17 protein-coding genes are annotated in these 22101 nt (G+C 67.1%); 8 read left to right on the forward strand and 9 right to left on the reverse strand.

The features are described 5' to 3' along the window. Nucleotides 1–6: 6 nt before the first annotated feature. The 4 genes from HMPREF3014_RS19940 to uvrD form a co-directional block, all read right to left on the reverse strand. Nucleotides 7–210: a DUF1127 domain-containing protein gene (locus HMPREF3014_RS19940; RefSeq protein ID WP_003096877.1), complete on the reverse strand. Its 204-nt coding sequence runs from the start codon at nt 208–210 to the stop codon at nt 7–9. Between the two features lie 377 nt (nt 211–587). Beyond that, nucleotides 588–2081, reverse strand: a complete 1494-nt coding sequence (locus tag HMPREF3014_RS19945; RefSeq protein ID WP_003096875.1) for an acetyl-CoA hydrolase/transferase family protein — start codon at nt 2079–2081, stop codon at nt 588–590. A 97-nt stretch (nt 2082–2178) separates the two neighbouring features. Further along, nucleotides 2179–2607 carry an EamA family transporter gene (locus tag HMPREF3014_RS19950; RefSeq protein WP_003114104.1) on the reverse strand — a complete coding sequence of 143 codons (429 nt, stop codon included), beginning with the start codon at nt 2605–2607 and terminating at the stop codon, nt 2179–2181. 37 nt (nt 2608–2644) lie between these two features. Continuing rightward, nucleotides 2645–4831, reverse strand: coding sequence for a DNA helicase II (gene uvrD, locus HMPREF3014_RS19955; RefSeq protein ID WP_003117615.1), 2187 nt, complete (start codon nt 4829–4831; stop codon nt 2645–2647). A 176-nt stretch (nt 4832–5007) separates the two neighbouring features. Here uvrD and HMPREF3014_RS19960 point away from each other — a divergent pair, with 176 nt between their 5' ends. The 3 genes from HMPREF3014_RS19960 to HMPREF3014_RS19970 are packed head-to-tail and all read left to right on the forward strand — an operon-like array spanning nt 5008 to nt 10815. Further along, nucleotides 5008–7863 (forward strand): putative bifunctional diguanylate cyclase/phosphodiesterase, encoded by a 2856-nt coding sequence (locus HMPREF3014_RS19960; protein WP_003458259.1) that lies wholly within the window; start codon nt 5008–5010, stop codon nt 7861–7863. Between the two features lie 58 nt (nt 7864–7921). After that, entirely contained in the window at nt 7922–10093 is a 2172-nt protein-coding gene (locus HMPREF3014_RS19965) for a PA5441 family protein (RefSeq protein ID WP_023087932.1), read from the forward strand. Then, a complete protein-coding gene (locus HMPREF3014_RS19970) occupies nt 10090–10815 on the forward strand; it encodes a DUF3142 domain-containing protein (RefSeq protein ID WP_003096864.1) in 726 nt (241 codons plus the stop codon). The genes HMPREF3014_RS19965 and HMPREF3014_RS19970 overlap by 4 nt, the downstream gene beginning before the upstream one ends. Here HMPREF3014_RS19970 and yegQ read toward each other — a convergent pair. Then, complete coding sequence (gene yegQ, locus HMPREF3014_RS19975; protein ID WP_003105560.1) at nt 10809–12203, reverse strand: prephenate-dependent tRNA uridine(34) hydroxylase TrhP; 1395 nt, start codon at nt 12201–12203, stop codon at nt 10809–10811. The two genes, HMPREF3014_RS19970 and yegQ, sit on opposite strands and share 7 nt — an antisense overlap. Before the next feature lie 80 nt (nt 12204–12283). Next, nucleotides 12284–13750, reverse strand: coding sequence for a glucose-6-phosphate dehydrogenase (zwf, locus tag HMPREF3014_RS19980; protein WP_003096859.1), 1467 nt, complete (start codon nt 13748–13750; stop codon nt 12284–12286). A gap of 85 nt (nt 13751–13835) precedes the next feature. Between zwf and hexR the strand changes: the two genes are divergently transcribed. Next, the gene (gene hexR, locus HMPREF3014_RS19985; protein ID WP_003096857.1) at nt 13836–14717 is read left to right on the forward strand and encodes a transcriptional regulator HexR; all 882 of its coding nucleotides are present in this window, start codon (nt 13836–13838) and stop codon (nt 14715–14717) included. Between the two features lie 106 nt (nt 14718–14823). Beyond that, complete coding sequence (locus HMPREF3014_RS19990; protein WP_003105559.1) at nt 14824–15039, forward strand: PA3496 family putative envelope integrity protein; 216 nt, start codon at nt 14824–14826, stop codon at nt 15037–15039. On the opposite strand, the gene pycR is transcribed toward HMPREF3014_RS19990, so the two are convergent. After that, nucleotides 14993–15928 (reverse strand): LysR family transcriptional regulator PycR, encoded by a 936-nt coding sequence (pycR, locus tag HMPREF3014_RS19995; RefSeq protein ID WP_003121355.1) that lies wholly within the window; start codon nt 15926–15928, stop codon nt 14993–14995. The two genes, HMPREF3014_RS19990 and pycR, sit on opposite strands and share 47 nt — an antisense overlap. Nucleotides 15929–16141: 213 nt before the next feature. Between pycR and HMPREF3014_RS20000 the strand changes: the two genes are divergently transcribed. The 3 genes from HMPREF3014_RS20000 (at nt 16142) to mtr (ending at nt 20830) form a co-directional block, all read left to right on the forward strand. After that, a complete protein-coding gene (locus HMPREF3014_RS20000) occupies nt 16142–17557 on the forward strand; it encodes an acetyl-CoA carboxylase biotin carboxylase subunit (RefSeq protein WP_003096848.1) in 1416 nt (471 codons plus the stop codon). Between the two features lie 15 nt (nt 17558–17572). Further along, nucleotides 17573–19396 carry a sodium-extruding oxaloacetate decarboxylase subunit alpha gene (gene oadA / locus HMPREF3014_RS20005; protein ID WP_003105555.1) on the forward strand — a complete coding sequence of 608 codons (1824 nt, stop codon included), beginning with the start codon at nt 17573–17575 and terminating at the stop codon, nt 19394–19396. A 180-nt stretch (nt 19397–19576) separates the two neighbouring features. Continuing rightward, complete coding sequence (gene mtr / locus HMPREF3014_RS20010) at nt 19577–20830, forward strand: tryptophan permease (RefSeq protein WP_003096841.1); 1254 nt, start codon at nt 19577–19579, stop codon at nt 20828–20830. Nucleotides 20831–20854: 24 nt separating this feature from the next. On the opposite strand, the gene HMPREF3014_RS20015 is transcribed toward mtr, so the two are convergent. Together HMPREF3014_RS20015 and HMPREF3014_RS20020 are read right to left on the reverse strand one after the other, a co-directional pair. Beyond that, the gene (locus HMPREF3014_RS20015) at nt 20855–21529 is read right to left on the reverse strand and encodes a GNAT family N-acetyltransferase (protein WP_023087931.1); all 675 of its coding nucleotides are present in this window, start codon (nt 21527–21529) and stop codon (nt 20855–20857) included. An 8-nt stretch (nt 21530–21537) separates the two neighbouring features. Beyond that, nucleotides 21538–21987 carry a GNAT family N-acetyltransferase gene (locus HMPREF3014_RS20020; protein ID WP_003096834.1) on the reverse strand — a complete coding sequence of 150 codons (450 nt, stop codon included), beginning with the start codon at nt 21985–21987 and terminating at the stop codon, nt 21538–21540. Nucleotides 21988–22101 lie beyond the last annotated feature (114 nt).

Raw genomic sequence — 22101 nt, forward strand, 5'->3', positions numbered from 1 at the left:
TATCGCTTAGCGCCAGAACGGCTTGTTCAGCTCGGCGTAGCGCTGGGCTTCGCTGATGCCGGCGTCGGCGAGCAGGCGGGAGTCCAGGCGGGCCAGCTGGCGACGGCTCTGGATGCGGCGCTGCCACAGTTTCATGGTGCCCAGCAGGCTGCTGCTGCGGCGGTTGGAGCGAGCGATGTCGAAAGTGTTGGAACCGAGGGTACGTTCCATGATGTGTCGATCCTTCCCACTTGTGGTGGGTAGTCAGGTTGCTAGTGATTAACTGAGCAATATGATCTGACTAACAGGTCAACAAGAATAGGAACAGTTGCGGAGAATTGCGTTGGATCACCGGGGTGTGTTTCCGAACTGTATGGGTTGTTTCGGTGCGTAACTGTACCGCTCTGCACCGTCATGGTGCGTTACCGAAAGAAACAACGAAGTGTTACAGCAGGAAAAGCGGAAGGGCCGGGTCGGCGTGTTGCGATGGCGGCAAGAGAAAAGGCCGCCGAAATATGTTTTTACGTGGTTTTTTCTGCCCTGTCCAGACGCCCGGAAGAATTAATCGTCCGGGCGCTGGGAATAGTTGCGGATGAAACGGTTCAGCCTCAGCCGGCCAGCATGTGTCCGCGTTCTTCCAGGTTCAGGTGCCAGGCCAGCGCCTCGCGCAACAGATGCGGCGTGTGGCCGCCTTTCGCGCAAGCCGCCTCGAAGTAGTCCAGCAGCGGTGCCTGGTAGGACGGGTGGACACAGTTCTCGATGATCACCCGGGCCCGTTCGCGAGGCGCCAGGCCGCGCAGGTCGGCGAGGCCCTGCTCGGTGACGAGGATGTCGACGTCGTGCTCGGTGTGGTCGACGTGGCTGACCATCGGCACCACGCTGGAAATGTTGCCGCCCTTGGCGATCGACTTGGTGACGAAGATCGCCAGGTGCGCGTTGCGGGCGAAGTCGCCGGAGCCGCCGATGCCGTTCATCATCTTGGTGCCGCCGACGTGGGTCGAGTTGACGTTGCCGTAGATGTCGAACTCCAGCGCCGTATTGATGCCGATGATGCCCAGGCGACGGACCACCTCGGGGTGGTTGGAGATTTCCTGCGGGCGCAGCACCAGCTTGTCCTTGTAGCGCTCCAGGTTACCGAACACGTCGGCGTTGCGCCGCGGCGACAGGGTGATCGAGCTGCCCGAGGCGAAGCGCAGCTTGCCGGCGTCGATCAGGTCGAAGGTCGAGTCCTGCAGCACTTCGGAGTACATGGTCAGGTTCTCGAACGGCGACTCGATCAGGCCGCACATCACCGCGTTGGCGATGCTGCCGATACCGGCCTGCAGCGGGCCGAGGCTGTTGCTCATGCGCCCGGCGTCGACCTCGCGCTTGAAGAAATCGATCAGGTGGTTGGCGATGGCCTGGGTCTCGCCGTCCGGCGGCAGCACGGTGGATGGCGAGTCCGGCTGGTCGTTGATGACGATGGCGACGATCTTCTCCGGCGGGATCGGGATCGCCGTGCTGCCGATGCGGTCGTCGACGCGGGTCAGCGGGATCGGCGTGCGGGTCGGCCGGTAGGTCGGGATATAGATGTCGTGCAGGCCTTCCAGGTTGGTGCTGTGGGCCAGGTTGATCTCGACGATGACCTGCTTGGCGAAGATCGCGAAGCTCGCCGAGTTGCCCACCGAGGTGGTCGGCACGATGTGGCCCTGCTCGGTGATCGCGGCGGCTTCGATGACGGCGATGTCCGGCAGCTTCAGTTGGTGGTTGCGCAACTGCTCGACGGTTTCCGAGAGGTGCTGGTCGATGAACATCACTTCGCCGGCGTTGATCGCCTTGCGCAGGGTGCTGTCGACCTGGAACGGCATGCGCCGGGCGAGCACGCCGGCCTCGGTGAGCTGCTTGTCGAGGTCGTTGCCGAGGCTGGCGCCGGTCATCAGGCTGATACGCAGCGGACGTTCCTTGGCGCGCATGGCCAGCGCCTGGGGTACGGCCTTGGCCTCGCCGGCGCGGGTGAAACCGCTCATGCCGACGGTCATGCCGTCCTGGATCAGGTCGGCGGCTTCGGCCGCACTCATCACCTTGTCGAGCAGGGAGGGCAGGCGCACGCGATCACGGTACATGGAACGAACCTCAGACGACGAATTATTAGAGGCCGCCAGTCTAGGGTTTCCGCGATTTTTCGCCTTTATACCAAGGTCGAAGCGCCATTCAGCGGGCTTATGGGCGGATTGCCAGGACCACCACGCCCGCTGTCACCAGGGCTACGCCGAGCCATTGGCGCAGGTCCAGGCGTTCGCCGAGGAAGGCCACGCCGAGCAGTGCCACCAGCACCACGCTGAACTTGTCCAGCGGCGCCACTAGCGACGCCGGGCCGAGCTTGAGGGCGCGGAAATAGCAGATCCAGGAGGCACCGGTGGCCAGCCCGGAGAGCACCAGGAACAGCCAGCTGCGCGGCAGGATGCTTCCCGGGGCCTGGAACTTGCCCAGGACCGCGAGGATGCCGCCGAGGGTGACGAGGATCACCAGGGTGCGGATGAAGGTGGCGAAGTCCGAATCGACCCGGTCGAGGCCGATCTTGGCGAAGATCGCGGTCAGCGCGGCGAACAGCGCCGAAAGCAGTGCCCAGAAGGCCCAGGATGCCAGCATGTCGTCCTCCTCCGGGCCTTCTCCAGCGGCTGCGCCGCTACAGGGCTTCCAGCTTGGCGTAGCCGAGCATCAGCCACTTGCTGCCTTCGCTCTCGAAGTTCACCTGCACCCGGGCCTGGGCGCCGGCGCCTTCGAAGTTGAGGATAGTCCCTTCGCCGAACAGCGCGTGGCGCACCCGCTGGCCGAGGGAGAAGGGCGTCTCCGGCACCCCGGCGCCGCTGAACAGGCTGCCGCCGGCGTTGCGCGAAGTGCCGCCGTAGGGGCGGCTGACGGTATTGGACAGGCGCACTTCCTGGATCAGCGCCGGCGGGATCTCGCGGATGAAGCGCGAAACCTTGTTGTAGGTCTCGCTACCGTAGAGCCGGCGGGTCTCCGCGTAGGTCAGGACCAGTCGCTGCATGGCGCGGGTGACGCCGACGTAGGCCAGGCGGCGTTCCTCTTCCAGGCGGCCGGATTCCTCCAGGCTCATCTTGTGCGGGAACAGCCCTTCCTCCATGCCGACCAGGAACACCAGCGGGAACTCCAGGCCCTTGGCGCTGTGCAGGGTCATCAGCTGGACACTGTCCTCGTGGGCGTCGGCCTGGGTTTCCCCGGCCTCCAGGGATGCGTGGCTGAGGAAGGCCTGCAGCGGGGTGAGGTCTTCCTCTTCCTCGCTGTTCTCGAAGGCGCGGGCGGCGCTGACCAGTTCCTCGAGGTTCTCCACCCGGGCCTGGCCTTTCTCGCCTTTTTCTTCCTTGTGGTAGCTGATCAGTCCGGACTGCTCGATCACCGTCTGGGTCATCAGGTGCAGCGGCATGTCCATGACCTTCGCCGAAAGATTCTCGATCAGCTCGACGAAGCCGGTCAGGGCGCTGGCGGCGCGGCCGGGCAGGACCTTGTTGGCGATCATCAGGCGGATCGCCTCCCACATCGACACATCGTTGCCGCGGGCGAATTCGCGGATGCTCTCCACGGTCTTCTCGCCGATGCCGCGTGCCGGCACGTTGACCACCCGTTCCAGCGCCGCGTCGTTGCCGCGGCCGTCGAGCAGGCGCAGGTAGGCCATGGCGTTCTTGATCTCGGCACGCTCGAAGAAGCGCTGGCCGCCGTAGATGCGGTAGGGAATCTTCTCCCGCAGCAGGGCTTCCTCCAGCACCCGCGACTGGGCGTTGGAGCGGTAGAGGATGGCGATCTCGCTGCGCGCCAGGCCGCCCTTGAGCGCGCTCTCGATCGATTCGACCACGTAGCGCGCCTCGTCGTGCTCGTTGAACGCGGCGTACAGGCTCAGCGACTCGCCGTCCTCGCCGTCGGTCCACAACTCCTTGCCCAGGCGTCCCTGGTTGTTGGCGATCAGGGCGTTGGCGGCCTTGAGGATCGACGCGGTGGAACGGTAGTTCTGCTCCAGGCGGATCACCTCGGCGTCGGCGAAGTCGTCGCTGAACTGCTGGATGTTCTCGATCCGTGCGCCACGCCAGCCGTAGATCGACTGGTCGTCGTCGCCGACCACCATCAGGCTGTCGCCGCCCTTGGCGAGAATCCGTAGCCAGGCGTACTGCACGGCGTTGGTGTCCTGGAACTCGTCCACCAGGATATGGCGGAAGCGCCGCTGGTAGTGCTCGAGCACGCCGGGATGGTCGCGCCAGAGGTCCAGGGCGCGCAGCAGCAGCTCGGAGAAGTCGATCACCCCGGCGCGGGCGCAGGCCGCCTCGTAGGCTTCGTAGATCTTCAGCATGGTGGCGAGGAACAGGTCGCCGCCGGGCTGGATGTGTTGCGGCCGCAGGCCCTCGTCCTTCTGCCCGTTGATGAACCACTGGGCCTGGCGCGCCGGCCAGCGCTGCTCGTCGAGGCCGAGTTCGCGGATCACCCGCTTGACCAGGCGTTGCTGGTCGTCGCTGTCGAGGATCTGGAAGTTCTCGCTCAGCCCGGCCTCGCGCCAGTGCGCGCGCAGCAGGCGATGGGCGAGGCCGTGGAAGGTGCCGACCCACATGCCCGCCGGATTGATCCCGAGCAACTGCTCGATGCGGTGGCGCATCTCCGCCGCCGCCTTGTTGGTGAAGGTCACCGACAGGATGCTGTAGGGCGAGGCGTGCTCGACCTGGATCAGCCAGGCGATCCGGTGCACCAGCACGCGGGTCTTGCCCGAGCCGGCGCCGGCGAGGACCAGTTGGCGGCCCAGCGGCGCGGCCACGGCCTGGCGCTGCGGGTCGTTGAGGGAGTTCAGCAGGAGGGAGAGGTCGTCGTTCATCGCGGCATTCTACCGGGGCGGGGAAAAGCCGGGCAAACCGGGCCGCCATTCGGCGCAGGCCGGCGCAGCGTCGGGCCTGGCTGCGGAAAAATGCTCTATCCCGGCCTTGGGCAGCCTGCCCCTGCTCGGTTATGCTCCGGCCACTTCAAGGCAAACCACTACAAGAACAAGCGCCTATGACCGTCCATGTCGAGCCCTTGGCGCTGCCGGGCGGCAGCACCGATGTACTGCGGCTCTACGCCCGCGAAATCGCCATCGAGCGTACCCGGCTCCTTTATCTCGGCTCGCGCACGCCGACCCTGCTCATGCTGCTCGGCGGCGTGACCAGCGCCTGCCTGGTGTGGGGCAAGGTCAGCAGCTGGCTGCTCGGTGGCTGGCTGGTCTGGCTGGTGTTGCTCGCCGTCCTGCGCCTGCTGCAGGTCGCCGCCTTCCAGCAGGCCGACAGCCGTCGCCAGGCCAGCCGCCACTGGCGGCGGACCTTCCTGTGCGGCGCCGGCGCCTCGGGCCTGACCCTGGCGTTCGCGGTGATCATGCTGGTCCCGGCCGATGCCTTTCTCCAGCAGGTGCTGGTGTTCGGCCTGGTGGCGGCGGCGATCCTCTCCGCCAGCGTCGCCTATGCGGTGAGCCTGCCGGCCTTCCTCACCTTCGCCTTGCCGGGCCTGCTGCCATCCATCGTTTTCCTGCTGTTACAGCCGCATAGCCTGTTGCAGGGCTGGGGCGTGCTCGGCCTGATCCTGCTGGTGGCGCTGCTGGTGGTCGCCGGGCAGATCCACCGGCTGGTGCAGGGCGCGCTGCTGCGACGCTTCCAGACCCAGGCGCTGAACCTGCACCTGGAGCGTGTCAACGCCGAGGCCGAAGCGCTCAATCGCAAGCTCGCCCAGGAGGTCGGCCAGCGACGCCTGGTCGAACGCGAGCTGCGCGCCGCCCGCGATGCCTTGCAGCGCCGGGTGGAGGCGCGCACCGAGGAGCTTGGCGCGACCAGCCAGGCGCTCAGCCAGAGCGAGGCGCGCCTGGCCATGGCCCTGGAGGCCAGCGAACTGGGGTTGTGGGACTGGGACCTGGAGAGCGGCCGGGTCCAGCATTCCTATCTCGAGGCGGTCTTCAGCGACGCCGGGGACGGTCCCGAGGACTATCGCAGGCTGATCGAAAGCATCCACCCCGGCGACCTGCCGCGCATCCGTCGCGCCCTCGCCGAACATCTCAAGGGGCGCAGCGAGCTATACCGGGTGGAGTACCGCGTGCGCGACCGGGAGGGCGGCTGGCGCTGGCTGGAGGATCGTGGCCGGGCCATGGCTCGCGACCCGCGGGGACGGGTGACGCGGATGCTCGGCACGCGCAGCGACATCAGCGCGCGCAAGCGCCTGGAAGAGCAGCAGCAACTGGCCGCGACAGTGTTCGAGGCGGCCAGCGAGAGCATCGTGATCCTCGATCCGGCCTACAACCTGCTGGCGGTCAACCAGGCCTTCAGTCGCATCACCGGCTATCGCCGCGAGGACGTGGTCGGGCGCAACGCCAGCCTGCTGGTGAATACCCCCGAGGCCCAGCGCCACTACCGGCAGATCCGCGCCGAGCTGCGCCAGCACGGGCAGTGGCAGGGCGAACTGGTGGATACGCGGAAGAATGGCGATCCCTATCCCCAATGGCTGCAGCTCAACCTGCTGCGCGACGGCAATGGCGAGGCGACCCACATCGTCGGTTTCTTCACCGATCTCAGTGCCCGCCGCGACGTCGAGGAGCGCCTGCGTCACCTGCTGCACTACGACGAACTGACCGGCCTGGCCAACCGCCGGTTGTTCCGCGAGCGGCTGCACGAGGCGGCCCAGCGGGCGCGCCAGGAGGAGGGCGGGCTGGCCCTGCTGCTGATCGACCTGGACCGCTTCAAGCTGCTCAACGACAGCCTCGGCCACGAGGTCGCCGACCAGTTGCTCAGGGAGATGGCCCAGCGCCTGCGGCGCACCGCGCCGGAAGCCAACACCCTGGCGCGTCTGGCCGGCGACGAGTTCGCCATCCTCCTCGATGGCGGCACCGGCACCGCGGCCCTGTCGCGCCTGGCCGAACGCCTGCTGGTCCAGTTGCGCCAGCCGGTGAGCGTGCTCGGCCACGAGTTGATCCTCGGCGCCTCGCTGGGGATCAGCCTGTTTTCCGAGCAGGCACGGGAAATCTCCGTGCTGATGAGCCAGGCGAACCTGGCGATGCAACATGCCAAGCAACTCGGCGGCAATACCTTCCAGTTCTTCCGCGACAACCTGCAGGACAGCACCCTCGAACGCCTGCGCCTGGAAACCCGGTTGCGCAAGGCGGTCGAGGAGGGCCAGCTGGACGTGCATTACCAGCCCAAGCTGTGCCTGGCCAGCGGCTGCGCGGACTCGGTCGAGGCGCTGGTGCGCTGGCACCATCCGGAGGAGGGCATGATCCCGCCGTCGACCTTCATCGGCCTCGCCGAGGAGTGCGGGTTGATCGGCGAGATCGGTGAATTCGTCCTGCGCCGGGCCTGCCTGCAGGCCGCCGAGTGGAGCCAGCGGGGCCTGAACCTGCGGGTCTCGGTGAACCTCTCGGTCCACCAGTTGCGCCAGGGCGACCTGCTCGACGTAGTGCGCTCGGCGCTGGCCGACAGCGGCCTGCCGGCGGCGCAACTGGAGCTGGAGTTGACCGAAAGCCAGTGGCTGGACGCCCTCGATAGTGTCCTGGCGACCTTCCGCCAGTTGCGCGAGATGGGGGTGAAGCTATCGGTCGACGACTTCGGCACCGGCTATTCCTCGCTCAGCTACCTGAAGCGCCTGCCGCTGGACTACCTGAAGATCGACCAGTCGTTCGTCCGCGACCTGACCCAGAACAGCGAGGATGCGGCGATCATCCGGGCGATCATCGCCATGGCCCACAGCCTCGACCTGAAGGTGGTCGCCGAAGGCGTGGAAACCATCGAACAGCGGGACTTCCTGGTGGCCCAGCGTTGCGACGAGCTGCAGGGCTACCTGATCGGCCGGCCGTTGCCGGCCCATGCCCTGGAGGAAGGTTTGCGCCAGGCTCGTTGAACGCGATCCGGCGGAGTATGCTGTAGCACTTTCGACTCCCACGAATTAAGGACGATTCATGCGCTCGAAGCCGCTTCTTCCCGCCCTCCTGCTGGTGGGCGCCGGTCTCTCCCCGCTGGCCCAGGCCAGCAGCGACGACTCCTGCTATCCCGATTGGTCGCTGGTCGGCGGCGGTGTCTGCGATACCCTGCCGTTCCTCGCCCCGGGCAACGACACCCGCGCCAACCTGCGCCTGCTGCTGGCCGACGCCGGCCACTGGCGGCTGGTGGAGGCGCCGCCGTCGGAGGAAGAGAAGCTCGAAGGCTACGGCCTGGTACCGTTCGGCCTGTTCCGCCTGCTGCCCGGCGACGGCAGCCAGCCGCCCGCGCCGCCTGCGCCAGCGCCCTCGCCGCTCGCCGAACTGGCCCGGCAGATGGGCGCCGAAGCGCTACCGGAAAAGATCGCCGGCGCCGAATTCTTCGAGGGCGAGGGCAGCCGCTGCCGCAGCAACGACCAGGACAGCGCGCTGGCGTTTCTTCGCCAGGTGCGTGACGCCGGGCTGGGCGAGGCGGAGACCAAGGCCCTGGCCAACGGCCGCCTGGACCTGCTCGGTGCCTGCGGCTGGGAACAAGAGGAACTGGGCGGTGTGCTCGCGCAAGGCGTCGAGTCGGCCGCAGGCAAGGCCTTCGCCACGTACCTGGAGGCTGCGGCCAACTTCTACAGCGGTCGCTTCGACGAAGCCGAACAGGGCTTCAAGGCGTTGCAGGACGTGTCGCAGCCCTGGCTGAAGGAAACCGCCCTGTACCTGCAGGCGCGCACCCTGCTCAACGCCGCCCAGCAGAACGCCTTCGACGACATGGGCTTCCCCGAGCTGCAGAATGTCGACAAGGCTCGCCTGGAACAGACCCGCAGCGCCCTCGAGGCCTACCTGCAGGCGTATCCGAAGGGGCTCTACGCCGCCTCGGCCAAGGGCTTGCAACGGCGCGTGCACTGGCTGGCCGGCGACCAGAAGCTGCTGGCCCAGGACTATGCCGCGCAATTCGCCGAAGCCGAGCAAGGGCAGCGCAACATGGCCCTGGAAGACCTGGTCCAGGAGGTCGACAACAAGCTCCTGACCGGTATCCAGCTCGGCGACATCCAGACTCCGCTGCTGCTGGCGGTGGCCGACCTGGTGCAGATGCGCGCCCACGATCCGTCGACCCCGCGCAGCTTCACCTGGGAAACGCTGCAGGCCCAACAGGCCAGCTTCGCCGCGCATCCCGAACTGTTCGCCTACCTGCAGGCGGCCTATCGCTTCTATGTCGACCAGGATCCGGCGAAGACCCTCGAAGCGCTGCCGCAAAAGGTCGGCAGCCTCGACTACGTCGGCTTCAGCCAGCAGACCCTGCGCGGGCTGGCGCTGGAGCAGCAGAAGGACTGGAAAGCCGCCGAGGCGCTCTGGCTGGAACTGTTGCCGCAGGCCGCGCAGCCGTACCAGAAGGGCCAGTTGCAGCTGGCCCTGGCGCTCAACTACGAGCGCAGCGGCCAGTTGGAAAAGGTCTTCGCCGAAGGTTCGCCGGTCCAGGAGCCGCTGCTGCGCAGCATCCTCCTGCGCAACGTCGCCGACGCCGCGCTGTTGCGCCGCCAGGCCAAGCAGGGCGCGACGGCGGAAGAGCGCGATACCGCGCTGTTCACTCTCCTTTACAAGGACCTGCGCCGCAGCCGCTTCGCCGACTTCGGCAAGGACTTCGCGCTGCTCGGCGAAACCCCCTCGCAGACCAAGCTGGGCACCAGCCTCGGCTATGTCTACGGCGCCGGTAACAGCCTGGAGCTGTTCCGCTGGAAGGGCGACAAGGCCGAGTCCGGCTACGTTTGCCCGGCCATCGCCGAGTCGGCCGCGGCGCTGGCCGCCGATGACAAGGACCCGAAGGGCCTGAACTGCCTGGGCGAATTCATCCTGCGCAACGGTCTCGACGGCATGCCGCTGGACAGCCAGCCCGAGGCCAACGAGCTGGGCGGCACCCCGAGCGGCTTCAAGGGCGAGGTGTACTCCCGGCTGGATGGCTATCGCCTGGTCATGGACAACCCCAAGGCTCCGCGCGAAGACAAGGCCTACGCGCTGTTCCGCGCGATCAACTGCTTCGCCCCGGCCGGCTACAACACCTGCGGCCAGCAGGACATCCCGCAGGCCGAGCGCAAGCAATGGTTCCGTACGCTCAAGTCGACCTACGCCGACAGCTCCTGGGCCAAGGAACTGAAGTACTACTGGTGAGGCGCTGGCGAGCCTGGCTGGCGGGCCTGTTGCTGGGCCTGCCGCTGTTGCCGTCCGTCGAGGCCGCGGTGCGCGCCGAGGACTACGGCGCCTTCTGGCTGTGGAGCGGCGTCGCGCCGCAGCCGGTGCTGGCGCGGGCCGAGACGCTGTACATCCTGCAGGGACAGATCAGCCAGTCGCGCCGGCGCCCCGGCGAGGGCGTGCGGCTGATCGCCCAGGGCATCTCGGTGCCACGCCTGGCGCGGGGTGAGGTCTGGGTGGTGTACCGCGCCCATACCCTGCGCTGGACGCCGCAGATCTACCAGGCCGTGCTGAACCAGGTGCAGCGCTGGAAGCGTGCCGGCAACCCGGTGGTCGGCATCCAGATCGACTTCGATGCGCGTACCCGCTACCTCGACGAGTACGTCGATTTCCTCCGCGACCTGCGCCGGCGCCTGCCCCGCGAATACCGCTTGAGCATCACCGGGTTGCTCGACTGGGGCAGCAACGCCGAGCCGGCGGCGATCAACCGGCTCAAGGGCGTGGTCGATGAAGTGGTGGTGCAGACCTACCAGGGGCGCCACAGCATTCCCAACCACGCCGCCTACCTCCCGCGGGTCAGCCGCCTGCAGCTGCCGTACCGGATCGGCCTGGTCCAGGGCGGCGACTGGCAAGCCCCCGACTACCTGGAAAAGAGCCCCTGGTTCAGGGGCTACGTGGTGTTCCTGCTCAACCCTCAGTGAGCGCAGCCGCAAGCGCCCTTGCCGGCACACCCGCCGCTGCGTTCGGCCTGCGGCTGGCGGGTATCCTGGCCGGGCTGGAGATCGCGCATCAGTAGCGCGTAGCACAGGTCCAGGCCTTCCGGCAGCGCCAGGTAGACCACGTGGCCATTGCCCGGCGCCACCTCGATGGCCTCGCCGGCGGCGTTGCGCAGGTCCTCCACGCGCAGGCTCAGGTTGCCTCGCGGAGTCATCAGTTCGACGCTGTCGCCGCGCTGGAAGCGGTTCTTCACCTCCACCTCGGCCAGTCCGTCGCGGCGTTCGCCGGTGAGTTCGCCGACGAACTGCTGGCGCTCGGACAACGAATGGCCGTGCTGGTAGTTCTGGTACTCGTCGTGCACGTGGCGGCGCAGGAAGCCCTCGGTGTAGCCGCGGTGGGCGAGGGACTCCAGGGTGTCCATCAGGCCGCGGTCGAACGGCTTGCCGGCCGCCGCGTCGTCGATCGCCTGGCGGTAGACCTGGGCGGTGCGCGCCACGTAGTAGTGGGATTTGGTGCGGCCCTCGATCTTCAGCGAGTGCACGCCGATCCGCGCCAGCCGCTCGACGTGCTGCACGGCGCGGAGGTCCTTGGAATTCATGATGTAGGTGCCGTGTTCGTCCTCGAAGGCGGCCATCGGTTCGCCGGGACGGTTGCCTTCCTCGAGGAGGAACACCTGCTCGGTCGGCGCGCCGCGTCCCAGGGTCGGCTCCCGCGCCACCACGTTGCCCAGCTCGTCCTCGCGGCCCTCCACCGCCTTGTATTCCCAGCGGCAGGCATTGGTGCAGGTGCCCTGGTTGGGGTCGCGGCGGTTGATGTAGCCGGACAGCAGGCAGCGCCCGGAATAGGCCATGCACAAGGCGCCGTGGACGAACACTTCCAGCTCCATGTCCGGCACCTGCTGGCGGATTTCCTCGATCTCCTCCAGCGACAGCTCGCGGGAAAGGATCACCCGGGTCAGGCCCTGCTGCCGCCAGAATTGCACCGCGGCCCAGTTCACCGCGTTGGCCTGCACCGACAGGTGGATGGGCATCTGCGGGAAATGCTGGCGAACCAGCATGATCAGGCCGGGATCGGACATGATCAGCGCATCCGGACCCATGGCGACCACCGGCTCCAGGTCGCGCAGGAAGGTTTTCAGCTTGGCGTTGTGCGGGGCGATGTTGACCACCACGTAGAAGCGCTTGCCAAGTGCGTGGGCCTCGGCGATGCCTTCGGCCAGTTGGGCGTGGTCGAAATCGTTGTTGCGCACCCGCAGGCTGTAGCGCGGCTGCCCGGCGTAGACGGCATCGGCGCCGTAGGCGAAGGCATAGCGCATGCTTTTCAGGGTGCCGGCGGGGCACAGCAGTTCGGGGCGGAGGGTGGTGGCGGTCATGGTTCGGGCTCGCAACGACGTGGGCGCGCGACTCTAGCCGAGCGCGCGCCGGGCGATCCTGAGCCGGATCAATGTCCGCGTCATTCCAGCCAGCGTCGACCCTGCAGTTCCAGCAGCAGTTGCGCCTGTTCCGGGCCGTTGCTGCCGGCCGGGTAGGGCCGCGGGCTCTGGTAGTGCTCGCGCCAGCCGGCGAGGATCGGGTCGACCCAGCCCCAGGCGGCCTCTACCTCGTCGCGGCGCATGAACAGCGTCGAGTCGCCCTCGATCACGTCCAGCAGCAGGCGCTCGTAGGCGTCCCAGCGCCGCTTGTTGCGGCTGAGGGCCTCGGCCAGGTTGAGGTCCAGCTCCACCGGTTCCAGTTGCATGCCCTTGCCCGGGGTCTTGGCCATCAGTTGCACGCTGATCCGCTCCTCCGGCTGCAACCTTATCCACAGGCGGTTGGCCGGCCCGCCGCCGCCGTCGATCAGGCTGTGCGGCACCGGCTTGAACTGGATGACGATTTCCGAGCACTTGCGCGCCATGCGCTTGCCGGTGCGCAGGTAGAACGGCACCCCGGCCCAGCGCCAGTTCTCGACCTCGGCCTGGAGCGCGACGAAGGTCTCGGTATCGCTGTCGTTGTCGACGTTCTTCTCGAAGTAGTACGCCGGCACCTCCTGGCCGCCGATCCTGCCGGCGGCGTACTGGCCGCGTACCGTCTTGTCCTGCACGTCGAGCCCGGAGATCGGCTTCAGCGCCTGCAGCACCTTGAGCTTCTCGTTGCGCACAGCCTCGGCGTCGAAACGCACCGGCGCCTCCATCGCCACCAGGCAGAGCAACTGGAGCAGATGGTTCTGCACCATGTCGCGCATCGCCCCGGCGTGGTCGTAGTAGCCGCCGCGGTTCTCCACGCCAAGGGTCTCGTTGACGCTGATCTGCACATGGTCGATGTGCGCCGCGCGCCAGACCGGCTCGAACAACGCATTGGCGAAGCGCAGGGCCATCAGGTTCTGCACGGTTTCCTTGCCCAGGTAGTGGTCGATGCGGAACACCCGCGACTCGTCGAACACCCGGCCGATGGACTGGTTGATCGCCCGCGCCGAGTCCAGCGAATGGCCCAGCGGTTTTTCCAGCACGATGCGCGCTTGCGGCCCGGCGAGGCCGGCGATGGAGAGGTTCTGCGCGATCGGCGCGAACAGGCTCGGCGAGGTCGCCAGGTAGTGCACCAGCACCCGGCCCTCGCTGCTCTTCAGGTGCCGCGCGAGACGGCCGAAGTCGGCGCTCTGCGAGGCGTCCATGGCCAGGTAGTCGAGGCGCGCGGCGAAGCCTTTCCATTGTTCGGCGGCGAACTCGCTGCGCGCCACCACCGCGCGGACGTTGCGCTCGGCGAGGGCGAGGAAGGCGGCGTTGTCCAGCGCGCTGCGGGCGAGGGCGAAGATCCGTGTATCGGCCGGCAGGCGGTCCTCCCGGTGCAGGCGATAGAGCGCCGGCAGCAGCTTGTGCAGGGCCAGGTCGCCGGTACCGCCGAAGACCAGGATGTCGCAGGACGTTGGAGTGGCTGGTGTACTCAAGGCAAGCTCCCGACGGCGTTGGCTGGGCGTGGCTGACTGTTTGTAGTATAACTACAAGGTTACTACAGAGAATCGAGCCCAGCCTGTGAACCTGCTGCAGCACATAGCCCAGTCCCGCCAACAGCTCCGCAAGTCGGAACTCAAGGTCGCCGATCACGTTCTCAACGATCCGGCGTCGGTCATGCACAGCTCCATGGCCGAACTGGCCCATGGGGTCGGGGTCAGCGAGCCGACCATCGTGCGTTTCTGCCGCGCCATCGGCTGCAGCGGCTTCCAGGACCTCAAGCTGAAGCTGGCGCAGAGCCTGGCGGCCGGCGCCAGCTTCGGCCAGTTCTCGATCCATGAGAGCGACTCGGTGGCCGACTTCAGCCTGAAGATCTTCGACACCACGCTGCACAGCCTGATGGAAGTCCGCGAGCACCTGGACACCCACGCCCTGGAGCGCGCCATCGCCGCCATCGCCCACGCCCAGCGCGTGGAGTTCTACGGCTTCGGCGCTTCCGGCGCGGTGGCCTCGGATGCCCAGCACAAGTTCTTCCGCCTGCTGCTGTCGGCGGCGGCCTACTCCGACCCGCACATGCAGGCGATGTCGGCGGTGACCCTCAAGCCCAGCGACGTGGCCATCTGCATTTCCCAGTCGGGTCGCTCGAAGGACCTGCTGATCACCGCCAACCTGGTGCGCGAGGCCGGCGCCACGCTGATCACCCTGTGCCCGAGCCAGACCCCGCTGGCCGACCTGGCCACGGTCAACCTGGCGATCGACGTGCACGAGGACACCGACATCTACACCCCGCTGACCTCGCGCATCGCCCACCTGGTGGTGATCGACGTGCTGGCGATGGGCGTGGCCATGGCCCGCGGCCCGGACCTGGTCAACCACCTCAAGAGCGTCAAGCGCAGCCTGCGCAGCCTGCGCCTGTCGCCGAAGGTGATGAAGAACCAGGAAGAGCGCGGCGAGCCGTCCTGAGGCGCCGCCGGGAAGGCATAACGCAGTCTTCACCGGCCTGCCGCCAAACCGTCACATTGCTGCGCGATGCTCGCGACTCCAGCCAGTCGGCCATGGGAGACGCGAGATGCCCCGTCATAGCGATGCCAATGCCCAGCACGTGGATTCGAAAACCCGCCGCAAGCTCGAAGACCAGCGGCGCATGCAATTCCGCCGGGCGATCGAGGACCACTGCGAAGAACTGCGCCTGCGCCAGGAACTGGCCGACTACCCCGAGCTGGTAGCCGCCGCCTACCTCAGCTCGAACCGCCAGGGCCGGCGAAGCGCCCAGCGAGCTGGCTGATCAGCGCCCGCTCCTCGCGGACGAAGGCGACGAACGCCTGGGCCACCGGGCTCAGGCGCTTGCCCTTGGCGTGCACCAGGCACCAGCTGCGATAGAGCGGCAATTCCTCCACCGGTAGTTCGCGCAGCAGGCCGTTGGCCAGTTCCTGGTGCGCCGCATGGCGCGGCAGCAGGGCCAGGCCGAGGCCGGCGATCACCCCTTCGCGCAGGGACTCCAGCGAGGCGATCTCCTGGATCTGCGAGAAGTGCGCGCGGCGTTGCTGGAAGAACTCCTCGCAAGCCTTGCGGGTGCCGGAGCCCGGTTCGCGGACCAGTAGCGGGAAGGGCTCCAGGTCCTTCAGGGCCAGCTTCGCGGCGTTGCACAGCGGATGGTCCGGCGGCGCCACGGCGATGATCGGGTTGTTCAGGAAGGGCAGGAACTCCAGGGCCATGTCCTGCGGTACCAGGGACATGATCACCAGGTCGTCGCGGTTGTCGGCCAGGCGCTTGATCACCTGGGTGCGGTTGACCACCGTCAGGCTCAGGCTGACTTCCGGATGCAGGTTCTGGAACGCCTTGAACAGGTGCGGGGTGATGTACTTGGCGCTGGACTCCACCGCCAGGCGCAACTGGCCCTGCAGCGAGCCCTTCAGGTCCGAGAGCTGCATGTCCAGGCTTTCCAGGCGCTGGAACAGGTCGGTGCTGGTCTTCAGCAGGGCTTCGGCGGCATCGGTCAGGTAGAGCTTCTTGCCGACGTACTCGAACAGCGGCTGGCCGACCAGCTCTTCCAGTTGGCGGATCTGCAGGCTGACCGCCGGCTGGGTCAGGGCCATTTCCTCCGCCGCCCGGCTGTAGGAGCGGCTCTCGCATACGGCACGAAAAACCTGAAGCTGCCGTAATGTCATACGCATCAACGACTTACGCATTCCAGTCACACTCTGACCGAGATCGGTCGGGCGACTATAAAGCTTTTCTAATGGCTATCCCAATAATTATTGATTTTTGTTAATCACCCTCACGGGGGTAGGGTAAAAGCGCGACCGGGAGCTGCCTGCCGGTCATGCAGCGACCGGAATATCCGGATCGACCGTACCAGGTTCCCAACCCCGAAGAGGGAGACCTCCGTGATCAAGAAGATCCTGATCGCCAACCGCGGCGAGATCGCCGTCCGCATCGTGCGCGCCTGCGCCGAGATGGGCATCCGCTCGGTGGCCGTCTACTCCGAGGCCGATCGCCACGCGCTGCACGTCAAGCGCGCCGACGAAGCCCACAGCATCGGCGCGGACCCGCTGGCCGGCTACCTCAACCCGCGCGCCCTGGTGAACCTGGCGGTGGAAAGTGGCTGCGACGCCCTGCACCCCGGCTATGGCTTCCTCTCGGAAAATGCCGAGCTGGCGGAAATCTGCGCCGAGCGCGGTATCAAGTTCATCGGCCCGTCGGCGCAAGTGATCCGCCGCATGGGCGACAAGACCGAAGCCCGCCGCAGCATGATCGCCGCCGGCGTGCCCTGCACCCCCGGCACCGAAGGCAACGTCGCCGATCTCGCCGAGGCCCTGCGCGAAGCCGAGCGGATCGGCTACCCGGTGATGCTCAAGGCCACCTCCGGCGGCGGCGGTCGCGGCATCCGTCGCTGCAACAGCCGCGAGGAGCTGGAACAGGCGTTCCCGCGGGTGATCTCCGAGGCGACCAAGGCCTTCGGCAGCGCCGAGGTATTCCTCGAGAAGTGCATCGTCAATCCCAAGCACATCGAGGCGCAGATCCTCGCCGATTCCTTCGGCAACACCGTGCACCTGTTCGAGCGCGACTGCTCGATCCAGCGCCGCAACCAGAAGCTCATCGAGATCGCCCCGAGCCCGCAGCTCACTCCCGAGCAGCGCGCCTATATCGGCGACCTGGCGGTGCGCGCGGCCAAGGCGGTGGGCTACGAGAACGCCGGCACCGTGGAGTTCCTGCTCGCCGACGGCGAGGTGTACTTCATGGAGATGAACACCCGGGTCCAGGTGGAGCACACCATCACCGAGGAGATCACCGGCATCGACGTGGTCCGCGAGCAGATCCGCATCGCTTCCGGGCTGGAGCTGTCGGTCAAGCAGGACGACATCGTCCATCGCGGCTACGCCCTGCAGTTCCGCATCAACGCCGAGGACCCGAAGAACAACTTCCTGCCCTCGTTCGGCAAGATCACCCGCTACTACGCCCCCGGCGGCCCCGGCGTGCGTACCGACACGGCGATCTACACCGGCTACACCATCCCGCCGTACTACGACTCGATGTGCCTGAAGCTGATCGTCTGGGCGCTGACCTGGGAAGAGGCCCTCGATCGCGGCCTGCGCGCCCTCGACGACATGCGCGTGCAAGGGGTCAAGACCACCGCGCCGTACTACCAGGAAATCCTCCGCAACCCGGAATTCCGCAGCGGCCAGTTCAACACCAGCTTCGTCGAAAGCCACCCGGAACTGACCCAGTACTCGATCAAGCGCAACCCGTCGCACCTGGCCATCGCCATCGCCACCGCCATCGCGGCCCACGCCGGCCTGTAAGGGAAGGAGCAGAACATGAGCAACACCATCCAAGCGAAGAAGACCGGCGTCACCGATACCATCCTGCGCGATGCCCACCAGTCGCTGCTGGCGACCCGCATGCGCACCGAGGACATGCTGCCGATCTGCGACAAGCTCGACCGCGTCGGCTACTGGTCGCTGGAAGTCTGGGGCGGCGCCACCTTCGACGCCTGCGTGCGCTTCCTCAAGGAAGACCCGTGGGAACGCCTGCGCAAGCTCAAGGCGGCGCTGCCCAACACCCGCCTGCAGATGCTCCTGCGCGGGCAGAACCTGCTCGGCTACCGCCACTACAGCGACGATGTGGTGCGCGCCTTCGTGGCCAAGGCGGCGGTCAACGGCATCGACGTGTTCCGCATCTTCGACGCGATGAACGACGTGCGTAACCTGCGCGTCTCCATCGAGGCGGTGAAGGCCGCCGGCAAGCACGCCCAGGGCACGATCTGCTACACCACCAGCCCGGTGCACACCATCGAGGCCTTCGTCGCCCAGGGCAAGGCGATGGCCGACATGGGCGTCGACTCCATCGCCATCAAGGACATGGCCGGCCTGCTCACCCCCTATGCCACCGGCGACCTGGTCAAGGCCCTGAAGGACGCCCTGCCGCTGGACGTGGTGGTGCATTCCCATGACACCGCCGGTGTCGCCAGCATGTGCCAGCTCAAGGCCGTGGAAAACGGCGCCGACCGTATCGACACGGCGATCTCCAGCATGGCCTGGGGCACCAGCCACCCGGGCACCGAGTCGATGGTCGCGGCGCTGCGCGGTACCCCCTACGACACCGGCCTGGACCTGGAGCTGATCCAGGAGATCGGCATGTACTTCCACGCGGTGCGCAAGAAGTACCACCAGTTCGAGAGCGAATTCACCGGCGTGGATACCCGCGTGCAGGTCAACCAGGTGCCGGGCGGGATGATTTCCAACCTGGCCAACCAGCTCAAGGAGCAGGGCGCGCTGAACCGTATGGGCGAGGTGCTCGAGGAAATCCCGCGGGTCCGCGCCGACCTCGGTTTCCCGCCGCTGGTGACGCCGACTTCGCAGATCGTCGGCACCCAGGCGTTCTTCAACGTGCTCGCCGGCGAGCGCTACAAGACCATCACCAACGAAGTGAAGCTGTACCTGCAGGGCCGTTATGGCAAGGCCCCCGGCGAGGTCAACGAGCAACTGCGGCGCCAGGCCATCGGCAGCGAGGAAGTCATCGACGTGCGCCCGGCCGACCTGATCAAGCCGGAGCTGAACAAGCTGCGCAGCGAGATCGGCAACCTGGCCAAGTCCGAGGAAGACGTACTCACCTACGCGATGTTCCCGGACATCGGGCGCAAGTTCCTCGAAGAGCGTGAGGCCGGCACCCTGAAGCCCGAGGAACTGCTGCCGATTCCCACCGGCAAGGGCGTCGCCGCCGCTGGCGCGGAAGGCACCCCGACCGAGTTCGTCATCGACGTGCACGGCGAGACCTACCGCGTCGACATCACCGGGGTCGGCGTGAAGAGCGACAACAAGCGGCACTTCTACCTGTCCATCGACGGCATGCCGGAAGAAGTGGTGTTCGAGCCGCTCAACGAATATGTCGCCGGCTCCGCCAGCGGCCGCAAGCATGCCAGCGAGCCGGGCCACGTCAGCACCACCATGCCGGGCAACATCGTCGACGTGCTGGTGAAGGAAGGCGATAGCGTCAAGGCCGGCCAGGCGGTGTTGATCACCGAGGCGATGAAGATGGAAACCGAGGTCCAGGCCGGCATCGCCGGTACGGTCAAGGCGATCCACGTGGCCAAGGGCGACCGGGTCAACCCGGGCGAGATCCTGATCGAGATTGCGGGCTGACCGCGACAGACGGTTAAAGTCCCTGGGGGAGCATGATGCTCCCCTTTTTTTATCGGCATCGGTTGCCGCGTCGGCCGGCTGTTCGCCCTGCCAGGGTGCGCCCGGCGCGCGCGCCGCCTAGAATGCCGCCTCTGCCCAACGGCGCGTCGCGCCGCAGGCGCTGACTATCGGGAAGTCCAGGTGTCGTCCTCTCCAGCTCAAACGCCCAGCCGCCGGCCCTCGCTGCTCGGCGGTTCGATGATCATCGCCGGCACCGCCGTCGGCGCCGGAATGTTCTCCCTGCCCATCGCCATGTCCGGCATCTGGTTCGGCTGGTCGGTGGCGGTGTTCCTGCTCACCTGGTTCTGCATGCTGCTGTCGGGGATGATGATCCTCGAGGCCAACCTCAACTACCCGGTGGGCTCGAGCTTCTCGACCATCACCCGCGACCTGCTCGGCCAGGGCTGGAATGTGGTCAACGGGCTGAGCATCGCCTTCGTCCTCTATATCCTCACCTATGCCTATATCTCCGGCGGCGGCTCGATCATCGGCTACACCCTGTCCAGCGGCCTCGGCGTGACCCTGCCGGAAAAGCTCGCCGGGCTGCTGTTCGCCCTGGCGGTGGCGCTGGTGGTGTGGTGGAGCACCCGCGCGGTGGACCGCATCACCACGCTGATGCTCGGCGGCATGATCATTACCTTCGGCCTCTCCATCAGCGGCCTGCTCGGGCGCATCCAGCCGGCGATCCTGTTCAACAGCGGCGAGCCGGACGCGGTTTACTGGCCCTACCTGCTGGCGACCCTGCCGTTCTGCCTGACTTCCTTCGGTTACCACGGCAACGTGCCGAGCCTGATGAAGTACTACGGCAAGGACCCGCAGCGGATCAGCCGTTCGTTGTGGATCGGCACCCTGATCGCCCTGGCCATCTACCTGCTGTGGCAGGCCAGCACCCTGGGCACCATCCCGCGCGAGCAGTTCAAGGGCATCATCGCCGGCGGCAGCAACGTCGGCACCCTGGTGGAATACCTGCACCGGATCACCGCGTCGGATTCGCTGAACGCGTTGCTCACCACCTTCTCCAACCTGGCGGTGGCCAGCTCCTTCCTCGGCGTGACCCTCGGCCTGTTCGACTACCTGGCCGACCTGTGCAGGTTCGACGACAGCCACTTCGGGCGCTTCAAGACCGCGTTGCTGACCTTCGTCCCACCGACCATCGGCGGGCTGCTGTTCCCCAACGGCTTCATCTACGCCATCGGTTTCGCCGGGCTGGCCGCGGCGTTCTGGGCGGTGATCGTTCCGGCGCTGATGGCGCGGGCCTCGCGCAAGCGCTTCGGCAGCCCGCTGTTCCGCGCCTGGGGCGGCACGCCGGCGATCGTGCTGGTGCTGCTGTTCGGCGTGGCCAACGCGGTCGCGCACATCCTGGCCAGCCTGCACTGGCTGCCGGAGTACCGTTGAGCGACCGGCAGTCCCTGCCAGGGGCTAGTCGCGCAGCGCCTCCAGCGTCTGCCGCTGGCGGCCTTCGGCGTCGAAGTTGGAAGGATCGAGCCAGCGCTCGAACGCCGCCTGTCGCGCCGGCCATTCGCTGTCGAGCAGGGAGAACCAGGCGGTGTCGCGGTTGCGCTGCTTGACCACCATGTGCTGGCGGAAGGTGCCTTCGTAGGTGAAGCCCAGGCGCTCGGCGGCGCGCAGCGAACGGGCGTTGCCGGCATTGCACTTCCACTCCAGGCGGCGGTAGCCGAGGCGGCCGAGGGCGAGTTCGGCGAGCAGGTAGACCGCCTCGGTAGACCCCGGTGTGCGCTGCATCGGCGCGCCGAAGGCGATATGGCCGATTTCGATGACGCCATCCTTCGGCGTGATCCGCAGGTAGCTGAGCAGGCCGACGGCGCGCTGCGTGCGCCGCTCGCGCACGGCGAAGAACAGCGGGTCGCGGCTGGCCGCCTGGCCGGCCAGCCAGGCGTCGAACGCCGGGCGCTCGGCGAACGGGCCGTAGGCCAGGTATTCCCACAGCAACGGGTCGGCACCAGGCCCTTGCAGGGCGTCCCACAGGTCGTCGCCGTGGCGTTGCGGATCGAGCGGTTCGAGCTTGACGAAGCGGCCGTCGAGCGGGGCGTGGGGTGGAGTGGCGACGGGGCGCCAGTTCAAGGGTTCGCGCATGGTGGGCCTCAGAGAATCCTGCGGTACTGAAGGAAACCGGACTTGTCGGCGATGCGCTCGTACAGCTTCATCGCGTCGCTGTTGCTCTCGTGGGTCAGCCAGTGCACCCGCGAACAGCCAGCGGCGCCGGCCTCGGCGTAGACATGCTCGATCAGCCGGCGCCCTATGCCTTCGCCGCGCAGGCCCTCGGCGACGAACAGGTCCTGCAGGTAGCAGTAGTCGCCGACGGTCCAGCAGGAGCGGTGGTAGATCCAGTGCACCAGGCCCACGGCGCGCTCGTCGAGCCAGGCGAGGGCGGCGTTCATCGGTTCGTCGGCGTCGAGGAAGCGCTGCCAGGTGGCGTCGCTGGTAGCGGCGGCGATCTCGGTCTTGTAGAAGCGCTGGTAGCCCTCCCACAGCGGCAGCCAGGCGGCGTGGTCGCCGGCGCCGACGGGACGAATCTGCAGGGACGTGCTCATGGCTCGGTTCCATGTCCGGGTAAAGGTGCCTCCAGACTAGGCCGGGAAATGGTCCGCTAGAAGATCCATTGCTGGTCAATTCCACAGGTCCAATCCACACTGGCGCTTTCTTCC

Source organism: Pseudomonas sp. HMSC065H01, assembly GCF_001815235.1.
GTDB classification, from domain to species: domain Bacteria; phylum Pseudomonadota; class Gammaproteobacteria; order Pseudomonadales; family Pseudomonadaceae; genus Pseudomonas; species Pseudomonas aeruginosa.

Bases quoted from the DNA above. Each gene is read 5' to 3' on its own strand.
- HMPREF3014_RS19940 (WP_003096877.1), bottom strand. From the start codon at position 210: ATGGAACGTACCCTCGGTTCCAACACTTTCGACATCGCTCGCTCCAAC.
- HMPREF3014_RS19945 (WP_003096875.1), bottom strand. From the start codon at position 2,081: ATGTACCGTGATCGCGTGCGCCTGCCCTCCCTGCTCGACAAGGTGATG.
- HMPREF3014_RS19950 (WP_003114104.1), bottom strand. From the start codon at position 2,607: ATGCTGGCATCCTGGGCCTTCTGGGCACTGCTTTCGGCGCTGTTCGCC.
- uvrD (WP_003117615.1), bottom strand. From the start codon at position 4,831: ATGAACGACGACCTCTCCCTCCTGCTGAACTCCCTCAACGACCCGCAG.
- HMPREF3014_RS19960 (WP_003458259.1), top strand. From the start codon at position 5,008: ATGACCGTCCATGTCGAGCCCTTGGCGCTGCCGGGCGGCAGCACCGAT.
- HMPREF3014_RS19965 (WP_023087932.1), top strand. From the start codon at position 7,922: ATGCGCTCGAAGCCGCTTCTTCCCGCCCTCCTGCTGGTGGGCGCCGGT.
- yegQ (WP_003105560.1), bottom strand. From the start codon at position 12,203: ATGACCGCCACCACCCTCCGCCCCGAACTGCTGTGCCCCGCCGGCACC.
- HMPREF3014_RS19990 (WP_003105559.1), top strand. From the start codon at position 14,824: ATGCCCCGTCATAGCGATGCCAATGCCCAGCACGTGGATTCGAAAACC.
- pycR (WP_003121355.1), bottom strand. From the start codon at position 15,928: ATGCGTATGACATTACGGCAGCTTCAGGTTTTTCGTGCCGTATGCGAG.
- oadA (WP_003105555.1), top strand. From the start codon at position 17,573: ATGAGCAACACCATCCAAGCGAAGAAGACCGGCGTCACCGATACCATC.
- HMPREF3014_RS20015 (WP_023087931.1), bottom strand. From the start codon at position 21,529: ATGCGCGAACCCTTGAACTGGCGCCCCGTCGCCACTCCACCCCACGCC.
- HMPREF3014_RS20020 (WP_003096834.1), bottom strand. From the start codon at position 21,987: ATGAGCACGTCCCTGCAGATTCGTCCCGTCGGCGCCGGCGACCACGCC.